The organism is Streptomyces sp. NPDC091416 (genome assembly GCF_044756845.1).
Taxonomy (GTDB): Bacteria; Actinomycetota; Actinomycetes; order Streptomycetales; family Streptomycetaceae; genus Streptomyces.
The window spans coordinates 23,607-45,534 of sequence record NZ_JBIVTU010000027.1 but is presented as its reverse complement, the minus strand read 5'-3'; the positions used below and the strand labels follow the sequence as shown (position 1 = coordinate 45,534).

The window sequence follows — 21,928 nt, the reverse complement described above, 5'->3', positions numbered from 1 at the left end:
CCCAGCCGAGTTCCAGGATGACCGCTGGCTCGCCGCCCCGTCGCGGGACTAACGAACCAGCAGCCTCTCAAGCCACTTCCGATACACGCCCTAGACGACGGTGCTCGGGCCGGCCGCCGCGGCGTCGGTGCGGCGGCAGCCATAGCCGAGCAGGTTCGACGGACCCGGCGAGCTGGGAACGGAAGCGGCGTCCGAGCAGGTGAATGTGTAGGTGTAGGCGGGGCTCGGGGTGGTGCCGAGCCAGGCCCGGTCTTGCTTCTCCGGCTTGATCCGCAGCCCCGGCGCGGCGACGGCGTCATGCTGGGAGTGAGTGTGGGAGAACACGACGAGCGCTCCGGTAGCCGTCTTCAGGGCATATGCGGCGGGGTACTCGGGCTTCTCAGCGATGAACCGGGTGGTGCCGTGCGACCCGAACTTGCCCACGGTGTCCCGGTGGACCTTGACCTGCCCCTCGGATGCCCTTGTCGGGGCGAACACCTTCTTTCCCGTCTGCTCGCCGCCGGTTGCGAAGTTGTCGCCGACGGCCGCGCGCAGCTCGTCTGCAGGGGTGGCGAGCTTGCCGGAGGCCGTGTCGATGGGGGTGGCGTAGCCGTCCTGGTCGAGCACGATCTGCGGGAGCTGCTGCGGATCGTCGATGTCGACGGTCACGACGATTTCCCAGCCCTTGGACTTCGTGTTCTCGGTCAGGATCAGGACGCGGGCGTACTGCCCGTTGTTGCCGGCGCGGCTGACGGCGGCGAACCACCGATGCTGTCCGGACGAGAGGCGCGGGATGTAGAAGTCGGTCTTGGACACGTCGTACGACCACGGACGAAACGGCTGCTGGTCGGCCTTGGGGAGCGCTTCGTTCTCCTTGAGATCGGCCATGGACATCGCGTATTGCGGGCCGTCTTCGACGGTGTCGAGGAGTGCGCGGTCCTTCGTGGCCTCCGCGAGGTTGTTCGTCTTCGAAGAGTGAGTGATGGCATCGCGGGCCTCGGCCGGAGTGAGTGCCGGGGCCGGCTTCGCAGCGATGACGGCACTGGGCGACCGCTTCTTCGCGGTGGTGCCGGGGCTGTCCCTGACCGTGCTGCAGCCGGAGGCCAGAGCGAGGCAGAGGGCAGTGGTGATCAGCGGAAGGGCGTGGCGGGCGGAACGAATGAGGGCTCCATGAGCTGGGGGAAGGACTGAGCTGCGAGGTGATGTGCCTACTGGCGGCGGGCGACCGCGGATGTGCTGGTGATCGAGGGGGAGGCCGGCGGCGCCGTCGTGGTGGCGGGCGGAGCGGCGCGTGTTGCGCTGTGGCGGCGCAGGTTCACGCCGAGGCCCAGTGAGGCAAGCTTCTGGGTCAGGGCCTGGACGCGCAGTGCGCGGCCGACCTCGCCGTACGCGGCGGGCAGCAGGAATGCCGCCTGGTGGGGGTGGTACTGGAAGCCGTGGGTGAACAGCGCCATGCGGATGTCCGGTGGCACGCTCTCGTACGGCACACCGAGGGCTCCGTCGTCGTAATAGGTCAGGGTGAGCACCTGGGCGACCTGCGGTGGAGCAGGCCGGTGTGGGGGTTCGGGCTGCTCCGCCGCGTTGTGGAGCACCTCGTGCAGGGCCAGTTGGTAGCGGGTCAGGACCCGGCGAGCGACGCAGGCAGCGGCCCGGGCGGGGTCGTTGGGGACGGCGATGCCGTTGGGTTCCTCGACACCGTGGAAGTGGTGGGGCTTGAGGCCGTCGATGTCGGGTTGGAGTGCGGCGACGACGAATTGGTGGGAGTGCCGGGGCCGGTGGGTGACGTAGAGCCGCTCCCCTTCGGGTCCGCGCAGGACAGCCTTGTGGGGGAGGACGTAGGTGCTGACGACGTAGTCGACGTGCCCTGAGTCCCAGAGCTGATTGGTCGTGCGGTACTGGTCTTTGTATTCGGCGTGTCGCTGGTACTTGCCGGTCCAGGGCCCGGGCAGGCGGGCGGCCAGACCGGTGGCGAAGGCTTCGAGGGTGGGGTGTGGCACAGACGGCTTCCAGTCGGAGTGGTTCATGGCCTGGAATGTCTTCAGAGCATCTGCCGTGTGGTTCGGGAGGGACGCGGCGGAACCGGGCCGGTGGGCTGGGGCTGGGCGCCCGTGGTGGCCCGCTGGTACGCGGCCAACGCCGACTTGAGGTGCGTGATGGAGTCGGCGCGGCGCGCGGCCAGGAGGTCGATCTGGAGGCCCGAGTTCTGGAGAATTCCGAGCGAGTTTGCTGCGGTGGTCCCGGCTGCGACGCGGGCCAGGTCTGCGGCGGCCCAGGTGCAGCGCTCGACCAGTTCGCTCTGCAGACTGTCGAGATGTCGTGCGGCACGCACGACGAGTTCAGCTAGTTCGCCTTCCGCGCTGCCGGGCTCGTGCAGGTGCCGAAGCGTATCTGGGTGCGCTCTGAGGGTCTTGGCCACGATCTGGTGCCCATGGGCGGTTGGTGAAATGGGTTGCTTCGACTGGTCGTTCACTGGCGCTCCGGCAGGGGGATGGGGACGCGAAGTCGAGGGTGCACTCGTCGTGCGAGTCGAAGAGGTGTACCCCTCCGGCGAAGTTGGTGGATGTAGGTGGGGTGACGGTGGTCCGAGGTCAGCGCGTATGTCGCGGGGGCGCCAACGGGAGGGAACGTGGTGGCAGGGACGGGGCACGGGTGAGGGAGGACCGGAACTGGGGAGCCGGGGCAAGCGGGGTGAGGGCCCGCATCCGGACCTCTGCCGTGTCCAGGACCTCTGTGAGGTTGCGTACCTCGGCCGCGGCTTTGGCCAGGTCATCAGACAGGTCGAAGCCGTCGTCATCCTCGGTTTCCTTGGCCTTCTCCGCTGCGGCCTCGAAGAACTCGCCGAGCCGATCAAGCAGACCGTCGACCGGTTCCAGGACCTGGTGCAGCAGGGCAGCTGCGTCTGCATGCGTCTCTGTCCCGTTGAGCCGGTCGGTCAACGCGAGCAACGCGTCACCGAAAGCGTGAACCGGGGTGTGGCCGACTGTGGCGGGGGCGTCCGTGGCCCCGTGGGCGTCGAGTGTCGGCGTAGCCGCAAGCACGTTCCTTTCTGCCGTGGAGGGGACGGAATTCGGCAGCAGCCCGAGTTGATCAAGGCGCTTGTCGATCGCGGCAATCAGAGACTCGGCGCCGCCCCGGTGGTGGGCCTCTGGCTGCGTGGTGCCGTTGGAGTGGGCAGGGGGAGTCGAGTCGTAGATGCACTCGGACAGGAACGATCCCTCGCCTGCGCACTCACGGGTCACGATCCATCCCTCCGGGTCTCCGGGCGGTCGGTCGGATGGGGCCTCCTGCGGCGGGCTGATGATCAGGTAACTGTCGTCGGGGAGCGATACACGCACGACGTAGGCGCTGAGGCCGAACTCGATGTCGCACGTGAGGCCGCGTTGCCGCAGAGGCGTGGTGATGTGGGCATGGCGGCGCCACAGCTCCTGCCACCACGAGGTGTGCACGTCGCGGTGGTCGGGAAGCGGCGCTAGCGGAGCCGTCCGGGGAACAGCGGGGGTCTTCTCCCCGTCAGCGGCCACGACACCTCCTGCGTGAGGCCGGCGATCGGTACGACGGAGGCTTTCGGCGGGAGGTGTCGGCTTCCGGCTTCGGAACCGGACCGAAGTCGAGGTCGTACACGTAGGCGGGGATCAGGTCGTTTTCCAGCTGGGCTTCGCGGTCGGCGACCCGCTCCATGAGGTCGTCGAGCTCTGCCTCACATTGCTGGTAGTCGGCCCAGTCGGCGTCGCTGAAATGAGCGGGGCGGTTCAGATCATTCCTTGGGATGTGGATGGATTCGGGCTCCGGGCTCGGAGTGGTCAGTGGTGGAGACCGCCCGGCCGGGGTGGCGGAGGTGTCGGCGGACGTTCCTGACGGGTGAGTGGCGCGAGGACGCGTTGGGAGCCGACGTGGATATCGAGATCCTTGGCCGCGTCGGGAGTGGATTCCATAGCCGGTCCATGTATCCGGCGGGTTGGTCCCGCCACGTTCGTGGTGGCTGGCCTGCTTGTCGCAGGGGCTCTGGTGTCTGCGTCAGGTTGGGATCGGGAGAGGAGGGACGCCGCGGAGAGGTCGACTGCCAGAGTTTCCGTGAGCAGGCTGGCATCCTCGATCAGCTCCTCCAGGCGGATCACCCACACTTTCAACTCGTCAGCAGCGACGAGAGCGCCTCGGTCGGTACACCAACTGGCCGCGCTCTCCAGAAACTGATGCATCTGCGCAAATGCGCCGTGCTCGTCGTCAACGGTGTGGTCGAACACGTCGGTGAACCGCTCAAGATCGGGAGCTGCTTGGAGGGCGTCCGTCGCGGCGCGGACGGAGATTCCCGAGTCGGGCGGCTGTTCGTAGCTGGCCGCTTCGGCGGGTGCCTTCTTCGGCAGCCAGCGAGGCACGCGGCGAGAGCCGTCGAACTCGTAGTAGTCGTGTGGGCCGGTCATGGATACGTCCTTCGCGGCGGCGGGGGCTGGGCCATGTCTCTACCTCCGCGGGTTCGGTGCTCGCGGGCACGCCGTAGGCCGGCGTCGCGGCGAACGTTGTCGTACAGGTCGAAGTCTGGATCGCGTGGGGAGCTACGGACATCCCTTGGGGTGGTGCGAGCTACAGGTGGTCGAGGTCGTCGGTGTGGAGTACCCCGTCGAGTTCATCGTCGAAGGTGTCCTGCTGGTAGTGGAAGACAGCTTCTTCAAGGGAGGCGAGCCGCTGGATTCCAGGGTGGTCGCGGAAGGCGTCGGTGCGGTCAGCGACGTACTGCTGGTTCTCGGCCTCGGAGGTGAGGATGTGTACGGCGTTGCGGGAGCAGATCCGTCCCCACTGTGTGATGTCGGTGGGGGTGGCGTCCTTCATCCACACCCAGATGCCGTTCCCGAGCTTCAGCACGGAATCGGGGTGGTACAGGCCGCCGGACGTGCGGCGGCGGCAAGGGCTGTGGCGGGCTCCCATATCCCGGACGAGCCCCTGACAGCCCTTCGTGAGGGCCAGGGGGAGCAGGTCCTCGTTGCCGGCCAGTTCCTTGGCAAGCTCCCGCTGAAGCTCCTCGGTGTGGATGCGTCCGCGGTTGGTGGTGATGCGCCGGGCGACGTCCAGGACGAGCGTGCGCAGCGCATTGCTGGAGATCTGGGTCACGGCAGGTCACGCTCCGCCCACACGGAGGCGGCTTCGGTCAGGGCGCTGGTCGCGTGCTCGATGACCTCCCGGGTCACCGCCCGACCGGGCGGTGCGAGGTCGGGGTCGTACAGCGCGAAGGTGCGGGCTCCACGAACCTGGGCGAGTGAGGGGAGAATCTCGCACAGCAGGTGGGTGGCGACTCGGCGCTGGCGCTTCTCCTCCTCCACGCGTTCGCGGCGCTCGGCCCAGGCCCCCGCCAGCGAAAGCTCGCCTTCAGCTACCCGATTGGCGAGCTCTGGATCCTCTTCGCGAAGCTTGGCGAGCTGCGTCTCTGCCGAGTTGGCCTTCGCCTTGTTCTCCTGAGCCTTGGCGTATGCCTCGTTGAGTCCGATGGCACCGTTGATGACGGGGTCGACCAAGTCGGGTGCGTGCTGAAGAACGGTGCTCGCGCGGCCCATCACAGCTGTGGCGACGCCGAGTTGTTCCCCGAGGGAACGCGCGGTCTGTTCCCTCGGGGAACGGCCTTCCTGTTCCTCAAGGGAACGGACCCTGACAGTGATCATCGCTGTCTGGCCCTTCGTCAGATTGCGGCGTCGCAGGTTGACCGACAGGACGTAGGCATCGGCGTTGTCGTGTTCGTAGGTGAGGAAGGTGGGCTCCACACCTGCGAGCCGGCAGGCGGCGAGGCGTCCGCGGCCGTCGAGGATGCGCCCCTGCGGGTCGAGGACGATGTGCTGCAGCAGCCCGTTCTCTTCGATGTCCTGGGCGAGGGCTGCCAGCTCCTCCTCGTCGAGATGAGGGAGGAGGGAGGTGGTCGGGTGGGTTTCGATGGTGGTTTCCTTAGGGAGTGCTGTCGGGATTGGTGAACTCGGCGCTCTTTCAGTGCATCCGGGCGTCGGTGTCGAAGAGCGTCAGTTCGTGGTTGTGCAGGAGGTGCTGCACGATGAAGCTGCGACCTGCGACTTTCCACAATCCGCGCCCTCGGTTGAGGTGTGCGATGGCGTCCATCTCGACGGAGGTCAGGCCGAGCAGGGAGGCCGAGGCGTGGAGCTGGTCGGTTTCCTGGCGGTAGATGATCCGGGTGGAGCAGTCGGCGAGGAGTCCCTCGGCCAGGGCCCGGCCCCGTGACCCGGCGTCGCCGGCGGTGAGCAGGTCGGACAGCCGGTGGATCACCATGAGGTTGGCGATGCCGAGGCCGCGGGACAGCTTCCACTGGGCCTGCATCCGCTGCAGCAGGCCGACGTGCCGCATCAGCCTCCATGCCTCGTCGTACACGATCCAGCGTCTGCCGCCGGTCGGATCTGAAAGGGCGGATTCCATCCAGGCGCTTGCGCAGGTCATCGCGAGGACGAGTGCGGTGTCGTCACCGGAGCCGCCGAGGCGGGACAGGTCGATGGTGAGCATCGGCGCAGTTGGGTCGAAGGCGACGGTGGACGGCGCGTCGAACATGCCGGCCAGGTCTCCGTGGACGAGGCGGCGCATGGCGTGCGCCAGGTCGCGGGCTGCGTCACCGAGTTGGCCGGACATCATTCCGGCGGACTCGGCGAGTGCAATCGGGTTGTTGAGGGTGGTAGCGACGTCGCCGAGGAGGGGTGTGCGGTGAGTGGCGGTGGCGCGGGCGACGACGGCGTCGAGGGCGACGTCCAGGGCGGTGTGCTCCATGGGCATCAGGTCCCGGCCCAGAACCGTGCGGGCGAGGGAGCCGAGCAGGAGTAGGCGTCGTTTGCGGATCTCGCCGACCCAGTCGGCCTCGGACACGCTCGCCGGGCGCGGGGCCGCGTCCAGAGGGTTCAGCCGCCCGGGCAGACCGGGGCCGAGGGCGACGGACCGGCCGCCGAGCGCCTCTGCCACCGGCGTCCACTCACCCTTCGGGTCGCACGGCACGTAGACGCGGTATCCGAAGGCGACCGAGCGCAGTGCGAAGGACTTGGCGAGTGCGCTCTTGCCCTGGCCGATCACTCCGGCGAGCAGGAGGTTCGGGTTGGTGAAGCCCTCGACCTTGCCGTACAGCGCGAAGGGGTCGAAGACGAACGAGGCTTCGGCGTGGACGTCACGTCCGATGTAGATGCCCTCGGCGCCCAGCCCGCCTTCGGCCAGGAACGGATAGGCCCCAGCGGCGATGGCGGTCGTCATGCGGTGGGTGGGCAGCTTCAGCCGGTTCCTGCGCGCGGAGGCGGGCCCGGGGCGTCCGCCCTGTGGGTAGAGAGGGGCGGGCATCTGGTGTTCGGCGGCCGTGGTCTCGCTCTGGTGGCTGCTGGCTTCCGCGCGGGCTTTGGCGGTGGCTTCGGCGAGCTGCTGGCGGGCGGCCTTTCGGCTGGCGCGGTCGGTGCCGTGGGGGGTGAACAGCGGGCTGGCGGAGGCGAGGCGCGCTCGGCGGGCGGGCCGGTGGCTCATCGGTGGCCCTCGATTCTGCGGGGGGCGCTCATCGCACGCAGGCCGTGGTGTGCGGGCGGAGGTCGGTGGGGGTGGTCTTGCGGCGGACGACGTGGCCGGCAGCGAGGTGGCGTTGGCAGATCGTCAGTACGGGCGGTCCTTCCGGCAGCTGTTCTGCATGGCAGGTGGTGGCCTCCGCGTCTGTCACGGTGGTGCTGGGCAGCATGTGGAAGGCGGCGTGGACCTCGCTGGTGGCCTGCCAGAGGCGGGTGTGTGCGGTGGCGAGGTGTCGGCCGGCGGCGGGATGAGGCGGCCGGGTGCTGGCGGTGAGCCGGTCCAGGAGCTGGAGCAGAGCGGCAAGGTGGGCGTGCAGCACATCAAGGTGAGAGCGGTCGCCGGGCCTGGGCGGGCCCGTGGCCGATGGTGCCTGGGATCGTGCGTGGTGGCGGATGCCGGCGCTCGCGGCGCGGAGGTAGGGGTGCGCGTCGTCGGGACGGGTGGGAGAGGTCAAGGTGGTGGTCCTTCCTGCCGAACGGCAGGGGGGCGCGGGTGGCGCGCCTCGGATGATCCGGAGCGCAGGGGTTCGGGATGTGTACTGGCGCGGCTGGTCACAGGGCGGTGCGGGCAAGCGGGAGCGCGGCGAGGGCGAAGGCATCAGGCTGCTGGTAGTTGAGGCGCCGGAGGTCGACTCCGGAGGTGACGGCGTGGGTCTCGATCTGTGCGCAGGCGGCGTCCAGGAGGGCGTCGGTTTCGGCAGTGACGGTGACCAGGCCGGTCAGGGCCACGTCCGCGTGTCCGGCAATGAGCTGGCGTTCGCGTGTTTTCACGTCGGCGTACTCGACGGAATCCTCTTCGGAATCGACCTGTCCTCGGCGGGCGCGCTCGTTGGCGTCGGCGATGATCGCAGCCTTCTTCCGCTGGACGTCGCGCAGCGCGGACTCGATCCCTTGCGGCGCGTAGATGAGGGAGAGGCTGCGTCGCACGCCGGCGGTGAACATCACTCCGTGCAGGAACCCGGCTCCCATTTCGGTGCGAGGCCAGTTCTCCACCCAGTACGTGGTGTGGCGTGCGCTGTCGGTGGCGAGGCGGTCGTACTCCTCGAACTGGACGACGGGTCCGGCGGCGGCGGGGTCGGCTTCGGCGCGGCCGGTCTCGGACCACTGCTGGAGTGCGGCGAGGGCCTTGGGGTCGTAGGCGGTGCGGATGACGGCGGCGATCTCCCGCGCGCTCAGCCAGCCGGTGACCTGGAGACCGGCGTTGCGGGCGGCCTGTGAGATGGAGGCGGTGGTCTGTTCCATGACGGTGAACGCCCCCGGCAGTCCTCCGCCGGCCTGGCTGATCAGGCGCCGGGCGGCCTTGAGGTCGAGCGAGATGGCGAGGTAGGTCTCGTGCGGTGCGGCGGCGGGACCGGCCGAGGCGACGAGTTCGGAGTAGATCTGCCCGGCGACCGGGGCGTGGATCTGCCCGTGCTGGGTCCAGTGACGGGTCAGGGTATCGCCGCTGTCGGGGACGGTGCGCTCCAGCACCTGCACGGTGGCGATGTGCCCGGTGCGGGCGATGCCCGCGAGCGCGCGCCCCCAGCTCGACACGTTGTGATTCTGGGTCGAGGGGTCCAGAAGGGCGAAGGCCCGGCTGCTGACGCGGGCGATGGCGGTCAGGGTCTGCTGGTGGGGGTCGTGTACGGCTGCGGCCTGGTTGGCGGAGTCGCCGGGGGTGACCACTTTCAGGGAGGCGGCGGTGCCGGGCAGGTGGAGGGTGCCGTCCTGCCGGGGCCGGGTGACGGGCCGGGCAAGCCAGAGCGTCTGGCCACTGCGGCGGCGATGTGCGTAACGGGTGACGATCGGTGCCCAGTCGATGAGGGACCTGCCGTGCCGGCGGATCGCGACAAGCGCTCCGGACATGGCCCACACAGGGGCCAAAGCGGCGGCGCCGAGCAGCCCGGTGGAGATCACTGCCATCAGCAGCAATGCCAGCGAGCAGGAGACGAGTGCGAGTTGTGGCAGGGAGAGGCCAAGGAGGATGCCGCGGCGGGACCGGTGCGGAAACTTCACCGTGATCGGGGCGACGGAGAGATCAGTCAAGGGGCGGGTCCTGGAGGCGCGGGTGGAACCCGGAGGCGGGGAGCGTGTACATCCCACCCCCGGGAGTCGGGCAGGGGATCAGAGGCCGCTCGGGGGCGGTGTGGCCGGTCCGGTGGACGTGGCGTTCTGTGAGCCGGAGGACGGCGGCGCACCCTGGGGCGGTGGGGTCGTGGTCGGCGGGGTGCTCTGCCACCCGCCGCCCTGGCCGGAAGGGGCGTTCGCACCGGACCCGCCCGGTCCTTGGCTGCCGCCCACCTGGCCGCTGGTGTCGTCAGACACGCTCGTCGGGCCGGGCTGGACCGCCTTCTCCAGGCCGCGCTTGATGGCGTCGCCGCCGGGTGAGACGCCTGTTCCGCTGCTGTGCGAGCTTTCCTTGCCGTCTCCGCCGGTCGGGTTGGCGGCGATGTCGCCGGGGAAACCGCCCGCGGCGTCGGGGCCTTGCGGTGCGGCGCCTGCTGCGGCGGCAGCACCACCGGTTCCGGCGGTGGCCGCGGCCGAGGCGACCTTGCGGCCCGCCTTTTCGGCGTGGGCCTTGGCGATCTGGGCGCCGGCGCCGCCGGCACGGTGAATGGACTCGCCGTCGGTGCCGTCAGCCGCCCAGTGCACGAATTTGAAGACCGCGTAAGGGCAGAGCAGGACCAGGACCATGATCACGATTCCGGACATGACGTCGGCGAGTGCTCCGACGCCGTCCTTGGCCTCGGTCTGGCCCATGGCTGCGATGCCAAGAACGAAGATCACAGTCATCAAGAGTTTGGAGACCACGAGGGTCGCGGTTGCTTCGATCCAGCCCTTGCGCCAGCGGCGTGCGGCCTCCCAGCCGCCCCCGGCCGCGGCGAAGATAGCCAGGGTGACCATGACGAGGATGCCGACCTTGCGCACCATCATCACGCACCAGTAGAGGATGGCCCCGACGGCGGCCCCGAGACCGGTGACCACCGGGATGAGCCAGCCCATCCCGGACAGGGAAGCGATCATGTTCACCTTCACGATGCGGCGCACGGCCGACTCGATATTCAGGTGCGCGGTTTTGAACAGTCCGTTGGAGAGGGCGTCGACGACCTCGATGGCGACGGTAGTCAGGGCGATGGCGCAGAAGGCGAACAGGACGCCGCCTGCCGTGCCGGTGAATGCCTGGGTGAGGGCCTGCCCGTCGCGTTTGATGGCAGCTCTCACGAGTTGGGCGCAGAACGTAGCGACGAGGAGAACCAGGCCCAGCGGCAGCAGCATCTCGTAGTTGTCGCGGAACCAGCCGGCGTTCAGGTCCACATTGGTGGTGGTGTTGACCGCCTCGGCTGCCAGGTCCGCAGCTGCTGCTGCCAGTTCGCCGGCCGATTTCGCCATCCAGTTACCGATGGCCTTACCGGGGTCGGTGGCGAAGTTGACCGCATCACCAACGGAGCACACTGTGTCCGCCAGGGGGAGATCGCAGAAACCCACGAAAGTCGTTCCTCCATTTCTGTGTCAGGCGAGGGTCACTGGGTGACGTTCGGTGCGATGGCGGCCAGGGTGCAGTCACGATCGGGGCGGCACTGGACGGCGAGGGTCACGGCCCGTTCCTCGGCTCCGCCCCCGCCCTTCTTCCAGTCGATCTGCTGCTTGCCGTTGACGGTGACGACGTAGATGTACGCCTCGGTGATCGCCGAAGGGTCGTCGGCCAGCGCCGTCTTGAACGCGGAGGGGTAGTGGCCCTCGGTGATACTGGCGGTGGCGTGCTGGTCCTGGTCGGCCATCCGCGACCACAGCACCGGATCGGGAACCTGGCCGGCAACGGAGTTCCAGTCGGCGTACTTGGTCTCGGTGGCCATCCAGGCGCGCATGCCGGCGAGCTGCTGGTCGAGGCTGGTGGTCCGGGTGTCGTAGGACCACAGCATCTGGGCCACCGCCTTGGCGTATGCGACTGGATCGGCGATCTGCGCAGGCTTGGCCACCGAGCCGGATCCGGCGGACGGCTTCGGGGCGGCCTCGGAAGAGGACGGGCTCTCGGCCGGGGTGGGTGTGGCGGTGCCGTGGGCTTGGCTGCCGTTGCCACCGCCGGTCATCAGAGCGACGATCCCGGCGATGGCGAGCAGCACGGCGACGACGGACGCGACGATCGCTATGCGACGGTTCGCTGACCAGCCCGCGCCGTACGAGGACAGGGCGAAGGAGGGGAAACGCCTTTGCATCAGTGGACCTGAGTCCCGAGGGCCGAGAAGAACGCGACGATGCCGTTCGCGGCGCCGAGACCGAGGGCGGCGCCCGCAGCGACGACTGCGCCCTTCTTTCCATTGGCCTCGGCCTGGTGGCCCCCGGTGTGGTGACCCCAGGCCCATACGCCGAGAGAGGTGGCGAGCGCGCCGACGACGGCGATGATGCCGAAGAGATTGATGCTGTTGACGACGTTCTTCAGAACGGCGAGGCCAGGCAGGCCACCGCCCTGGGGTGAGACGCCTGGGTCGTAGGCGAGCTGGATGACGTGGTCGGCGAGAGGAAAGGGCATGGGTGTGGCGGGGCTCCTTGTATACGCGGGCCAGGCGAGGGCCTGCGGGGAGGGGGAGGTGCGCTCGGGGCGCGGAAGTGGTGGCGGCGGTGTTAGAGGACGCGGCGGGCGGCGAGAATCGTCCAGTCCTTGATCGGGGTGATCCGGACCGGTTTGGTGGTGCGCGGTGCCTCGATGACCAGGCCCTCGCCCATGTACATGCCGACGTGTTCAGGCCGTGTGGCGCTGCCGCGGCTGAAGATCAGGTCGCCGGGCTTGAGGTGGGCGGGTGAAACTGCCTTGCCCTCATTGACCTGCGTGTACGTGGTGCGGGTGAGGGTGACGCCGACCTGCGCGTATGCCTGTTGCATCAGGCTAGAGCAGTCGCAGCGGCCCATGGGGTCCGGGCCGTGCGAGTTGGTGCAGGACCCGCCCCACTGGTAGAGCGTGCCGAGCTGGTGCATCGCCCACTCGATGGCCTTGCGCGCCTTCGGATCAGTGTCCTTGGGGATCGAGTAGCCCTTGGGGACACTCCCCTCGGGGATGCGGCCGAAGCTGGAACCGTCCTGGCCCGGCGTGCAACCCGTCGGACTGGGCGACGGCTTCTTGCCCTGGTCCGCGTCCTTGCTGCTGGCATCATCGCCTCGGCCAGGGAAGGTCTTGACGATGGCGGTCTGCAGAGCGGTGGCCAGACTCTCCCACTGCGCGTAGGCATCCGGCAGGCCGGATTTCTGCACGGCTTGGGCGGCCTGGGTGACGGTCATCTGCTGCCAGCCGTTCACCTTGAGCAGGTGCTTGTAGAACTGCTCGCTCGCGTAGAGCGGGTCGCGGATCTGCTGGGCGCTGCCCCAGCCCTGGGAGGGGCGCTGCTGGAACAGGCCGAGGGAGTCGCGGTCGCCGTAGTTCAGGTTGCGCAGCCGGCTCTCCTGCATCGCCGTGGCGAGCGCGATGATCTGTCCCTTCTTGGGGACATCGAGGGAGAGGCCGGCGGCCACGATCGTCGCCGCGTTGGGGACCTGTTCGGCGGGCAGGTCCAGGCCATCGACGTGGACGTCCTTGCCGGATGCTCCGTCGAGGATTTTGCCGACCTGCTCGGTGACCTTGTCGGTGTCGATGTCGGTCAGGCAGCTGCTGACGAGGCCGTTGCTCTGCACGGCGGCGGCTGAGGAGGCCAGCATCATGCCGGTGCCAGCGATCAGGATGGGGAAGAGGAGGACGACGCCGATGCCGGCGGCGAGCGCCTTCAACCGGAGCGGACCGCTCGCCGGTCAGCGTATTCGGGCATGGGTGGGTAGCGAGAGGTCATGAGCGTGTCCTTCGGGGTGCGGAGTCCGGCGTGCCGCGTGCGCGAGGCGTTCCGGAAGGGCGCGGCAGCCGCGGTGGGCAATCGTGGCGGGCCGGGGTGGGCGAGTTGCCGCTCGATCCACGTGGCCTGGTCCTGATTCAGGTGTGCCGGGGCAGGGGTACCTCCGTGAGGTGTGGCGGGGGGTAGCCAGCGGCGGTGTGCGCCGGGCGGTTCAAAAACAGTAGGTGCGGATGGGCGGTTGACCAAAAAACCGGCGTGAGGTATCGGAATCCGGCACCTCAGGGGCGGAGTTCTTGGTCGTCGGCGGATTCGCCTCTACAGTTTTTGGACTCCCCCTCACCTTCCTCGGTCTGTGGCCCTGGGCTTCTGCATGCCCTATTCCAGCCCGCGAGGAATCCTGTGTGAGGCGGTGAGTTTCCCTCCGTGTTCCCACACCCGAATAGGGGTTCCTCTTTGCCGTTTTCCCTGCACCAGGGCGACGCCCTCAGTGTCCTTGCCGGTCTCCCGGACGGATGCGTCGACTCCGTCATCACCGACCCGCCTTACAACTCGGGCGGCAGGACCGCGAAGGAGCGCACCACGCGCTCTGCCAAGCAGAAGTACACGTCTGCGGATTCCAAGAACGACCTTGCCGACTTCACGGGTGAGAACATGGACCAGAGGTCCTACTCGTTCTGGCTGACGCAGATCATGACCGAAGCCCACCGCCTCACGAAGACCGGCGGCACCGCGCTGCTTTTCACCGACTGGCGCCAGCTCCCTACGACAACGGATGCAGTCCAGGCTGCCGGATGGCTGTGGCGCGGCGTGCTGGCCTGGCACAAGCCACAGGCCAGGCCGCAGAAGGGCCGATTCACCCAGAACTGCGAGTTCATCATCTGGGCGTCCAAGGGGCCGATCGACGGCTCCCGCAACCCGGTCTACCTGCCGGGTATGTACTCGGCGTCGCAGCCCTCGGGGTCCAAGCGTCGGCATATCACGCAAAAGCCCGTGTCCGTGATGCGTGAGCTGGTCAAGATCAGCCCTGTCGGTGGCACGGTCCTCGACTTCTGCGCCGGCTCCGGCTCCACGGGCGTCGCCGCCCTGCTGGAGGGCCGCGACTTCATCGGCGTGGAGAAGACCGACCACTACGCGTCGATCGCCGCCGACCGGCTCACCGAAACCATCCGTAAAACCCTCACGCAAGACGACCTGGTTCTCACCGTCTGAGCCGCGACCCCGGGTTCGGCCGAGGCGATCTGCGCCCTGAACAGCACTTCGCCGAACCGCCCGTACGTCGCCGTTTTTGTCCTTCCCCCATTCCGCGTCTCGTAGGAGGCCGAAACTCTTCATGCCCGAATCCAAAAGACCCGATGAAGACGGGGAGCTGGAGCCGGTTCGCATTCCGGATCCGCAGCTTGAGGGAGTCGAAGCGAGCGTCCGACGGCTGATGGAGCAGTCGGCGCAGCATGCTCAGCAACTCGACCACCTCGCGTCCTCCCCGGAGCCCAGCGGATCGCCGTTCGCCGCGTTCGGCATGCCGGGGCTCGGAGGGCCGCCTCCGGCCGCCCCGCCTGAGCCCCGCCCGATCCTGGAGCTCGACGGTGAGGAGAGGGACGACGAACTCGACGCGCTCAGCGACTGGGTCGACGACTTCTTCCTTCCGGTGTACGGGGCGGAGGTCACCACCGCCGCGCCATGGTGCCTGCAGTGGCAGGAGCACGACGATGTCGTGGCCTGGCTCCACGCACTGTGGCTCGCCTACCAGCAGCACAAGGAACCCGACGCCGGGCTTAGCGGACTGTTCGTGTGGCACCGCGACTTCCTCACCCACGCCGTCGCGGCGATCCGCGGGCCGGGCGGGCCACTGTCGGCCTGCATGACCTCTCCCGACCGTCCCGCACACCGTCTCCTGCCTGGCCCGCCGCGGTCCGTTCGTGCGGAGGCGGCGTTCCCGGCGGAGGCCACCGGGACTGCCGAGCCGGCGTCGTGAACGCGGGACAGGGGCAGCCCGCTTTCGGTCTGAGCTTTGACCCCCGGGCCCTGACGGACCTCCTCCAGGCGCCCAGTGACATCCGCGACCTCACTCTCGCCCACCTGCAGGAGGTCGTGTACGCGCAGCGCTTCGGGCTTCGCCTCGACGGTGACCTGGAGGGTTTCCGGAAGCTGTTCGTGGACTCGCGCAAGGAATGGCGCATCGTCTACGGCGTCCGCCCGGCGCCCTCGGAGTCCGCACATCCGAAAGAGATCCATGTCGTCGCGGTCCGGCCGCGTGCGGGCAACGACGTCTACGACGAGGTCGGCCGCCGACTGGGGCTAGCCCGCAGACCGCTGAGCGCCCGCACCCACGCGGCACGCTCTCGCTCCCCGCAGCTGACCCGCAGTCCCGCGCCCCGGCCCGGTCCACCGCCCACCGCGCTGCCGGGTCTGCCCCGTCCCGCACTCAAGCCGACGCACCATCACGCCCGCTGAATCACGGAGACCCGCCCATGACTCCTGAACCCACGCCGGCACCAGTGCGGCGTGCGATCTCCCCGCTCGACCATCGCATCGAAGCCGCCACGGGCCACGACATCGACACTCTGTGGGCTTATCGCGACCGTGGAGTCCTTGACGAGACACACGCCCATCTGGTCGACCGACACCGTGAGCTGGCCAAGGCCCAGACCGGCGTTGTGTTCTACCTCAAGCTCCTCAACCGCCTGTCCAGCGGTGAGTTCGACGTCGATGACGCCCTGTTCACGCGCATCGACCGCACGGTGGACCAGCTGGAGGAAGCCACCGATACCCGCGACGCCGCTGCCCGGACGGTGAACGCCGCCCTGGATCACATCGAGGCCGCCGGGGCGCCGGCGTCGGCACAGGGTCCGAGTCCACTCGCGACGGCCGACCAGGCGGCGCTTCTGTCCATCGCGGGCGGCGCCAAGGTCCACGCCCACCTGCTCACCGGGCGGATGTCCGTGCCCACATCCTCCGGCACGAGGATCCCGTACGCCCACCTGCAACAACTCGAAGCCGCAGGACTCGTCTCCCGGGACATGAGCCGTCCAGCAGAAAACGGGCAGCCGCTCGCATTGACCGACACCGGCCGCGCCGCACTCAGCAGAAGCCGCGGAACCCTTTCAGCAGCGACACCGCCACCGCGGCCCGGCACCTGGCCCACCTCACCCACCCGCCCACACCGCTGAAACCCGCCACCAACGAGGAGACCTTTGCCCACGCCCGAACTCGAACTCCATCTCGATGGCTTCGAAGCCATCGACGGGCAAACCGGTCGTGCGTTCTGGAGCACGATCGAGATGAACCAGGACGTCCTGCTCCCGCTGGCCGAACACCACAGCCCTTCCGGGGACCACAGCTATTACGTCTTGCACGACGGTGCGGCGACCTGGGGGCACCCCGGAGATCCGCAGATCGTCGCGCTTCATCTGCAACGAGACGTGATGGCGAAGACGTTCGTATTCGAAGTCAAATCCCTGCCCCTGCCCTCGATGGCGCAGTCCTGGCTCATTTACCGCGGCTGCCCTCCCGACTCCCTCGACCTCAACCCCGACCTGGGTAGTTCGCCGGCGGACGACGCCACCCGGGTCCTGGAGCGACGGCTCATGGGAGACGGAGACCACTTCGCGTATGGGTACTCCTACACCAACGACGACCCGAAAGACTGGGTCACCGTCGTAGCGCTGCGTGCAATGGACGAGCGCGCCCCCTCGCCGTTCCGCGTCGTGGTCGAGGAAATCGACACCAAGGTGTGGACCCACACCTTGCGCGAGGGCGGCTTCGGCACGCTCGAAGAGGCCCTGCAGTGGTGCGAGGACCGGATCGCCGGCACCGCTACTCCGCTTCCACCCGTCCGCCCAGCAGCCGCAGCCGTCCGTCCGGCCGGTGTGGCGAAGGCCCCCGTTCCGCGCCCGCCCGGCCGCTCGCGGTGAGCATCACGGCCAGGGAGAGCGGCGCAACATAACCGACGATCGCCGGTTAGCCAAACCGGCGGTTCTCCGGACTCTTATACAGCCGCCGCGACAACAACCGTGGCGCTCTTCCACGCAATCCCCATGACCTCACGGAGGTTTCTTCCGCATGCGCTCCACCCGAATAGCCGTATCCGTAGCGATGCTCGGAGCTCTCGCTCTACCGGCGCTGTCCGCCACGACCGCCAGCGCGGCACCCGCCGCCATCACCGCAGCCCCCGCGAGCAGCTGCTCGTCCCTGCCGCCGCTGCCCTACGAGGTGCACACCAAGGCCGTGAACATCCGGTCCAAGGCCAGCGCGAAGTCCACCGCGCTCGGCGTGCTCTACACGAGCCACAAGTTCACCGTGTCCAAGAGGAGCGGCAACTGGTGCTACATCACGGACAAGTCGACCGGGGTCAAGGGCTGGGTCTCAGGAACGGACGTCTACCGCGACGTCCGCATGTGCCTGGACTGACAGGCAGCCAGCCGTGCCCGCAAGGAGCCGAGCGGGCGGGCAAGCACGCCCTTGCTCACTTTCCCCATGTATCGGCTCATTCAGAACAGGAGCGTTCCTTTGTCCGACGGCATATCCGATGAAGCTGAGGGTGTCGTGGGCGTGCTCACCGAACGGATCGAAGCGCACTTCGGTATGAACCTGGGCCAGTTGAAGGCCGCGGTCGCCGCCGCGCCGACTGCCAATCCCGAGGCTACAGATGTCGTGAAGTGGCACGGCCTTCTTACCGAGGCCCAGTCGGTGCTCGACCGCGCGGAGGACGACCTCCTCGCCTCCCTGGGTACCCAGCCCAGCGAAGTCGACGACCCGGTTATGGGCCTCGCCCACCGTGTGAACGCCGCCGTCACCGCCCGCGACGGGCGGGCTCTGGTTGTGCGTTGGCTTCTTGACCCGGACGCTCCGGGGAAGAAGGACCTCGCCGCCGAGCGCCTCGCCCGCCTTCGTCCCCGAACCGGTCCGGCCGTGCAGACCAGCGCTCCGCACCGGCCCGTGGAGACGCCCGCGCCGGCGTCGGCGGGGCGGCCGGGGACTGTCCGCCGATAGTTCGCCCATGTCGCGTCCGGGTCCATGTCGGCGTGCACGCGGTTGCGGATACGGGCGACCTTCTCCTGGCTCCGCTTCGACGCGCAGTGGCTTCAGGCGGGGTTGAAGGCCCGAGACAGCTACCGGACAGCCCTCGGCGATCTGCTGCGCGCCATGCCTCCGCCCGCCCCGAAGACCCGGACCGTCCGCACCCCTGCCCCCGCCCGCCGTTCCGGCACCCCAGCGCACTGGGGCTGCCTCAGCCTGCCGACCGTGAAGGCCCGCGCTTGCCCCACCTCACCTCCACCGAGATAGCCGGACGGATCGAGGACCTGTACGGCGCTGGGCTTGCCGACCTCGAAGCCCACGCCGAGGCCCAGCCGCCCGGCATGCTTTCCGCCTTGCTCGGCATGCACGGCGCCCTCGCCCTCGCCGAGCGCAGCATCCTCTTCCATCAAGACCGCCTCGCGCGGTTCATCCACTCCGACCGGTATGTGAGCAGTTACGAGGTCTCCCACCTCCTCGATGCCTCCCGCCGGCTCGCCGAGGCAGTTGCTGTGCGCGACGTGCAGGCCATGTCAGCCGCCGCCGTTCTGCAGAGCCTCGCTCCCGCCCCAGTCCCCAGGCCGGAACCGGCCCTGTCGCCGCCGCCACCGGCCCCGCCCCTTCCGGCGCAAGGCCCGGCGTACAGCCGCTGATCCGCATGCGATTGCCGTTACTCACCCAGGAGTTCCTCCCTTGGCCATCACCGCTCTGCCTCCCAGCACGGACGCCGACATCGCGCGGGTCACCGAAGCCCTCGCCATGATCACCCCACGTTGGAATGTGAGGATCATGCTGGCGCTCTCCGGTCCCCCTCTGCGCTATAGCGAGCTGGCGGCCAAGCTGTCCTGGCTGCAGGCAGGACAGCTCCACCCCAAGCTCACGTCGCTCTGCTACGCCGGTCTCGTCGAGCGCACCGAACACACCGGCCGACACGTCACCTACGGCCACACCGAGCGTGGTGCGGCCCTGCTGCCGGTCCTGCCGGTGATCGTCAGCTGGGCCGAGGAGTATCTGGAGACGGCGGAGCGGCCCTTGCCTGCGATTGAGCAGATCGAGGACAGCCTGACGCTTCTCACCCGGCGGCACGCCGCCGCCATCCTGTGGGTGCTCAAATCCCGTGAGGAGGTCAGCGGCAGGGCCCTGGCCCGGATCGTGATGCCCGACAGTGACTCGACCAATGTGTACCCGCCGCTGCGGCAGCTGGTGGCCGACGGCCTCGTCGACACCGAGGGCATGGGCCGGCCCTACCGGTTGTCCCCGGCGGGCGCCGGCCTCGGTCCCGTGCTCGGCACCCTGTCCGCGTGGTCCGCCGGGCAGCCCCTCGCCCAGGCGGCCCGTCACCCCGTCTGGGGGCTCCCGCAGGCGAAGCCTGCACCGAAGTCGTGGGTCAGCAGTCAGTCCCGGCCATCACCCGCAGGGCTCCCGCCAGGCCGATCGGTTGAGGCCGCTCCGTCCTGGAACAACCGCGACCTCTTCTCGCACGCCACGCCCGCCCGCCCGAAGGCCCCCATCCAGGCGGGAGGTCCACGCCGATGACCACCCACTTCTCCACCATCGAAGTCCGCAACGCGGTCGGCCTGCTGGCGTCGCGTTCCTTGATCCGCTTGATCACAGAGATCGACGACAACGGGGCGATCCCGCCGCGGCGGCTGGCCGGAACCTTCCCCGACCTCTCCTCGCACCAACTGCGCCGCGCCACCGAAGCGGCCGGTGCCTACGCTCTCGTCCGGACCGTGCCCGGATCCGGCCTGGAACTCACCGATTCCGGGGCGGAGCTGGCCGACCTGTACGACGCGGCTGCTCGCTGGGCTCGACGTCACGCCTACCCGGCACCGGTCTGCGCGTTCAGCAGCCGCATACGACACGTCCTCGACCTGCTGGCACCTTCGCTCGCGGACAAGAACTCCGACATCGGCCCTTGGCCTTCGGCCGCGCGTGCGTCCAGCATTGAGGCGGACCTTGCCCGCCCTCGCGCTCTGCTCATCGAGTGGCTGGCCGGTAACCCACAGGTCACCCACGTCGCTCATCCCGAGCTGGTCGCGTGAGCCCTGCAGCCCGGCACGGGCACGCGCGCCACCCTGCCGGGCTGATGGGCGGCATCTACCTGCCGCGCACAGCGGACGCGTTGGCAGGCGCGATGACCACCTATGGCATCCCGTTGCTGGTCCTGGCCACCACGAACTCTGCCGCGCTTACGGGCCTTGCCTTCGCCCTGGAATGGATACCGCGGCTGGCGGCGTTCGGGTGGGCCGGAGCGCTCGTCGACCGGCGCGGGGCGGCCGTGGTGTTTCACCTTGCCTCTCTGGCACGCGCGTCAGCACTCGCCGCAGGGGCTGTCCTTCTCCACCTGTACCCCAACGGCCCCGTGGCGAGCGTGACCGTGGTAGTGCTCGCGGCGACGACGGGGGCACTGACCGAGTTCAGCTACATCGCGGCCGAGACAGCGGGCGCCGCTGCCGGCCGCCGGGCAGGACGGCGAGCCCACCGCGTGCAAGCCGTCCTGCTCGGCATCGACCAGACCGCAACTCTGGCCGGCCCGGCGCTCGCCGGACTGCTGCTGCTCGCCGGACCGCCCCCGATGCTTGCCTTGATCACCGGGCTCTCGCTGCTCGCTGCACTGCTCGCCCTGCGCACACCCTCCTCGCCCGTCACCCCGGCCCGCGCGCCGAAGGGGCAGCCGGGGGCCGGACTCCTCACCGGGTGGCGCACGATCCGCTCGCTGCCCGCACTCGGCTGGCTCGTCACCGGACTGACCCTCTCCAACCTGGCCACTGGGCTTCTCCAGGCAGCCGGCCCGGTGATCGTCGTCCAGCACTTCGGACAGTCCACGACAGCCGTCGGCCTGGTCTGGTCCGCGGCTGCTGGGGCGACGCTCCTCAGCGTCACCATCTGTCGGTTCGCGCTCGACCGAGTGGGACTGTGGCCGGTCGGTGCCGCCTGCGCGATCCTCGCCTCGCTCGCCTGTCTCGCCGCCGCCCAGGCCCCCGACTATCTGTCCTACCTGGTCCTGGTCGCAGTCCTCATGGCGGCAGAGGGCGGCATGACGGTGGTCCTGCGCACCTTGCGTTCCCGACTGATTCCCCCAGAGAAGTTCGGCAGCACCCTGTCGGCGACCATCCTCATTCTCCTGCTGCCCTTCCCCGTAGCCGGCGTACTCACCGCACTCACCCCGCCGGACGCCTTGGGCCCCGTCATCACCGTCTGCGCCGCCCTTCAGGCCCTCGGCCTGTTCTGCGCCTTCGCCCGGCTGCGCGCTGATCCCGCCCTGCACACCTGACCCTGGCCCATTCCCAGCCTGTGGGGACCTTCTTGCCCACCACCATCCTCGGATCGCACCGCGTGAGCGGTCGCAGCATCACCGAGCAGTTCCACGCCTTCGACGCAATCAATCCGCACGTCTACCGCGACCTGGAACGCATGGCCGCCCGGCGCCTGGCCGCTGGAGCCACCCGCGTCAGCTTGAAGGACCTCTTCGAGGACCTGCGCCGCCAACTTCCGCACGGCGTCGCCGGACTGAACAACAACTACACCGCCCTCTACGCCCGCCGCCTGATCCACGAACACCCCCACTGGGCCGGCGCATTCGAGCTACGCCGCCGCCGAGCCGCCTAACCGCCCCCTGTTCCTTTC

26 protein-coding genes are annotated in these 21,928 nt (G+C 68.9%); 12 read left to right on the top strand and 14 right to left on the bottom strand.

All coding sequences use genetic code 11. The annotated features are described in order from the left end of the window. Window positions 1-90: 90 nt before the first annotated feature. From ACIQMX_RS40380 to ACIQMX_RS40315, 14 genes are all read right to left on the bottom strand, one after another. Entirely contained in the window at window positions 91-867 is a 777-nt protein-coding gene (locus ACIQMX_RS40380) for a hypothetical protein (protein ID WP_402486109.1), read from the bottom strand. 320 nt (window positions 868-1,187) lie between these two features. After that, window positions 1,188-2,003 (bottom strand): hypothetical protein, encoded by an 816-nt coding sequence (locus ACIQMX_RS40375; RefSeq protein ID WP_402486106.1) that lies wholly within the window; start codon window positions 2,001-2,003, stop codon window positions 1,188-1,190. A gap of 14 nt (window positions 2,004-2,017) precedes the next feature. After that, window positions 2,018-2,308 (bottom strand): hypothetical protein, encoded by a 291-nt coding sequence (locus ACIQMX_RS40370; protein ID WP_402486103.1) that lies wholly within the window; start codon window positions 2,306-2,308, stop codon window positions 2,018-2,020. A gap of 259 nt (window positions 2,309-2,567) precedes the next feature. Continuing rightward, the gene (locus ACIQMX_RS40365) at window positions 2,568-3,500 is read right to left on the bottom strand and encodes a hypothetical protein (protein WP_402486100.1); all 933 of its coding nucleotides are present in this window, start codon (window positions 3,498-3,500) and stop codon (window positions 2,568-2,570) included. A gap of 279 nt (window positions 3,501-3,779) precedes the next feature. After that, window positions 3,780-4,397, bottom strand: a complete 618-nt coding sequence (locus ACIQMX_RS40360; protein ID WP_402486097.1) for a hypothetical protein — start codon at window positions 4,395-4,397, stop codon at window positions 3,780-3,782. A 160-nt stretch (window positions 4,398-4,557) separates the two neighbouring features. Beyond that, window positions 4,558-5,082, bottom strand: coding sequence for a hypothetical protein (locus ACIQMX_RS40355; RefSeq protein ID WP_402486094.1), 525 nt, complete (start codon window positions 5,080-5,082; stop codon window positions 4,558-4,560). Beyond that, a complete protein-coding gene (locus ACIQMX_RS40350; RefSeq protein ID WP_402486124.1) occupies window positions 5,079-5,894 on the bottom strand; it encodes a ParB/RepB/Spo0J family partition protein in 816 nt (271 codons plus the stop codon). Before ACIQMX_RS40350 ends, ACIQMX_RS40355 begins: the two co-directional genes overlap by 4 nt. 49 nt (window positions 5,895-5,943) lie before the next feature. Beyond that, the gene (locus ACIQMX_RS40345) at window positions 5,944-7,458 is read right to left on the bottom strand and encodes a VirB4 family type IV secretion system protein (protein ID WP_402486091.1); all 1,515 of its coding nucleotides are present in this window, start codon (window positions 7,456-7,458) and stop codon (window positions 5,944-5,946) included. A gap of 28 nt (window positions 7,459-7,486) precedes the next feature. After that, window positions 7,487-7,948, bottom strand: coding sequence for a DUF6238 family protein (locus ACIQMX_RS40340; RefSeq protein WP_402486088.1), 462 nt, complete (start codon window positions 7,946-7,948; stop codon window positions 7,487-7,489). A 97-nt stretch (window positions 7,949-8,045) separates the two neighbouring features. Next, window positions 8,046-9,518 carry an SCO6880 family protein gene (locus tag ACIQMX_RS40335; protein ID WP_402486085.1) on the bottom strand — a complete coding sequence of 491 codons (1,473 nt, stop codon included), beginning with the start codon at window positions 9,516-9,518 and terminating at the stop codon, window positions 8,046-8,048. A 78-nt stretch (window positions 9,519-9,596) separates the two neighbouring features. Further along, window positions 9,597-10,958 carry an ATP-binding protein gene (locus ACIQMX_RS40330; protein ID WP_402486082.1) on the bottom strand — a complete coding sequence of 454 codons (1,362 nt, stop codon included), beginning with the start codon at window positions 10,956-10,958 and terminating at the stop codon, window positions 9,597-9,599. A 35-nt stretch (window positions 10,959-10,993) separates the two neighbouring features. Further along, complete coding sequence (locus tag ACIQMX_RS40325; RefSeq protein ID WP_402486079.1) at window positions 10,994-11,686, bottom strand: hypothetical protein; 693 nt, start codon at window positions 11,684-11,686, stop codon at window positions 10,994-10,996. Beyond that, a complete protein-coding gene (locus tag ACIQMX_RS40320; RefSeq protein ID WP_326740403.1) occupies window positions 11,686-12,000 on the bottom strand; it encodes a hypothetical protein in 315 nt (104 codons plus the stop codon). Before ACIQMX_RS40320 ends, ACIQMX_RS40325 begins: the two co-directional genes overlap by 1 nt. Before the next feature lie 92 nt (window positions 12,001-12,092). Further along, complete coding sequence (locus ACIQMX_RS40315) at window positions 12,093-13,226, bottom strand: C40 family peptidase (RefSeq protein ID WP_402486076.1); 1,134 nt, start codon at window positions 13,224-13,226, stop codon at window positions 12,093-12,095. Window positions 13,227-13,738: 512 nt separating this feature from the next. Between ACIQMX_RS40315 and ACIQMX_RS40310 the strand changes: the two genes are divergently transcribed. The 12 genes from ACIQMX_RS40310 to ACIQMX_RS40255 all read left to right on the top strand — a co-directional run bounded on the left by ACIQMX_RS40310 (window position 13,739) and on the right by ACIQMX_RS40255 (window position 21,910). Further along, window positions 13,739-14,494 (top strand): DNA-methyltransferase, encoded by a 756-nt coding sequence (locus ACIQMX_RS40310; RefSeq protein ID WP_402486073.1) that lies wholly within the window; start codon window positions 13,739-13,741, stop codon window positions 14,492-14,494. A 220-nt stretch (window positions 14,495-14,714) separates the two neighbouring features. Continuing rightward, window positions 14,715-15,257, top strand: a complete 543-nt coding sequence (locus ACIQMX_RS40305) for a DUF4913 domain-containing protein (protein WP_402486121.1) — start codon at window positions 14,715-14,717, stop codon at window positions 15,255-15,257. Continuing rightward, on the top strand, window positions 15,254-15,736 hold the full coding sequence (locus ACIQMX_RS40300; protein WP_402486071.1) for a hypothetical protein: 483 nt from the start codon (window positions 15,254-15,256) through the stop codon (window positions 15,734-15,736). The genes ACIQMX_RS40305 and ACIQMX_RS40300 overlap by 4 nt, the downstream gene beginning before the upstream one ends. A 17-nt stretch (window positions 15,737-15,753) precedes the next feature. Then, on the top strand, window positions 15,754-16,452 hold the full coding sequence (locus ACIQMX_RS40295; RefSeq protein ID WP_402486068.1) for a hypothetical protein: 699 nt from the start codon (window positions 15,754-15,756) through the stop codon (window positions 16,450-16,452). Window positions 16,453-16,476: 24 nt separating this feature from the next. Continuing rightward, entirely contained in the window at window positions 16,477-17,196 is a 720-nt protein-coding gene (locus tag ACIQMX_RS40290) for a hypothetical protein (protein WP_402486065.1), read from the top strand. 148 nt (window positions 17,197-17,344) lie between these two features. Further along, window positions 17,345-17,692: an SH3 domain-containing protein gene (locus tag ACIQMX_RS40285; protein WP_402486062.1), complete on the top strand. Its 348-nt coding sequence runs from the start codon at window positions 17,345-17,347 to the stop codon at window positions 17,690-17,692. A 99-nt stretch (window positions 17,693-17,791) separates the two neighbouring features. Next, window positions 17,792-18,274 (top strand): hypothetical protein, encoded by a 483-nt coding sequence (locus tag ACIQMX_RS40280; RefSeq protein WP_402486118.1) that lies wholly within the window; start codon window positions 17,792-17,794, stop codon window positions 18,272-18,274. A 266-nt stretch (window positions 18,275-18,540) separates the two neighbouring features. Further along, window positions 18,541-18,951, top strand: coding sequence for a hypothetical protein (locus ACIQMX_RS40275; protein WP_402486059.1), 411 nt, complete (start codon window positions 18,541-18,543; stop codon window positions 18,949-18,951). A gap of 40 nt (window positions 18,952-18,991) precedes the next feature. Further along, window positions 18,992-19,834, top strand: coding sequence for a winged helix-turn-helix transcriptional regulator (locus ACIQMX_RS40270; protein ID WP_402486056.1), 843 nt, complete (start codon window positions 18,992-18,994; stop codon window positions 19,832-19,834). Further along, window positions 19,831-20,343 (top strand): regulator, encoded by a 513-nt coding sequence (locus ACIQMX_RS40265; protein WP_402486053.1) that lies wholly within the window; start codon window positions 19,831-19,833, stop codon window positions 20,341-20,343. The genes ACIQMX_RS40270 and ACIQMX_RS40265 overlap by 4 nt, the downstream gene beginning before the upstream one ends. A 44-nt stretch (window positions 20,344-20,387) precedes the next feature. Beyond that, window positions 20,388-21,575, top strand: coding sequence for an MFS transporter (locus ACIQMX_RS40260; protein WP_402486115.1), 1,188 nt, complete (start codon window positions 20,388-20,390; stop codon window positions 21,573-21,575). A 32-nt stretch (window positions 21,576-21,607) separates the two neighbouring features. Continuing rightward, window positions 21,608-21,910: a hypothetical protein gene (locus ACIQMX_RS40255; RefSeq protein ID WP_402486050.1), complete on the top strand. Its 303-nt coding sequence runs from the start codon at window positions 21,608-21,610 to the stop codon at window positions 21,908-21,910. Window positions 21,911-21,928: the final 18 nt, after the last annotated feature.

What these genes read in the sequence shown, in the direction of transcription:
- ACIQMX_RS40380 (WP_402486109.1), bottom strand. Translation starts at nt 867, where the DNA reads ATGGCCGATCTCAAGGAGAACGAAGCGCTCCCCAAGGCCGACCAGCAG.
- ACIQMX_RS40375 (WP_402486106.1), bottom strand. Translation starts at nt 2,003, where the DNA reads ATGAACCACTCCGACTGGAAGCCGTCTGTGCCACACCCCACCCTCGAA.
- ACIQMX_RS40360 (WP_402486097.1), bottom strand. Translation starts at nt 4,397, where the DNA reads ATGACCGGCCCACACGACTACTACGAGTTCGACGGCTCTCGCCGCGTG.
- ACIQMX_RS40345 (WP_402486091.1), bottom strand. Translation starts at nt 7,458, where the DNA reads ATGAGCCACCGGCCCGCCCGCCGAGCGCGCCTCGCCTCCGCCAGCCCG.
- ACIQMX_RS40325 (WP_402486079.1), bottom strand. Translation starts at nt 11,686, where the DNA reads ATGCAAAGGCGTTTCCCCTCCTTCGCCCTGTCCTCGTACGGCGCGGGC.
- ACIQMX_RS40320 (WP_326740403.1), bottom strand. Translation starts at nt 12,000, where the DNA reads ATGCCCTTTCCTCTCGCCGACCACGTCATCCAGCTCGCCTACGACCCA.
- ACIQMX_RS40305 (WP_402486121.1), top strand. Translation starts at nt 14,715, where the DNA reads ATGGAGCAGTCGGCGCAGCATGCTCAGCAACTCGACCACCTCGCGTCC.
- ACIQMX_RS40295 (WP_402486068.1), top strand. Translation starts at nt 15,754, where the DNA reads ATGACTCCTGAACCCACGCCGGCACCAGTGCGGCGTGCGATCTCCCCG.
- ACIQMX_RS40285 (WP_402486062.1), top strand. Translation starts at nt 17,345, where the DNA reads ATGCGCTCCACCCGAATAGCCGTATCCGTAGCGATGCTCGGAGCTCTC.
- ACIQMX_RS40265 (WP_402486053.1), top strand. Translation starts at nt 19,831, where the DNA reads ATGACCACCCACTTCTCCACCATCGAAGTCCGCAACGCGGTCGGCCTG.
- ACIQMX_RS40260 (WP_402486115.1), top strand. Translation starts at nt 20,388, where the DNA reads ATGGGCGGCATCTACCTGCCGCGCACAGCGGACGCGTTGGCAGGCGCG.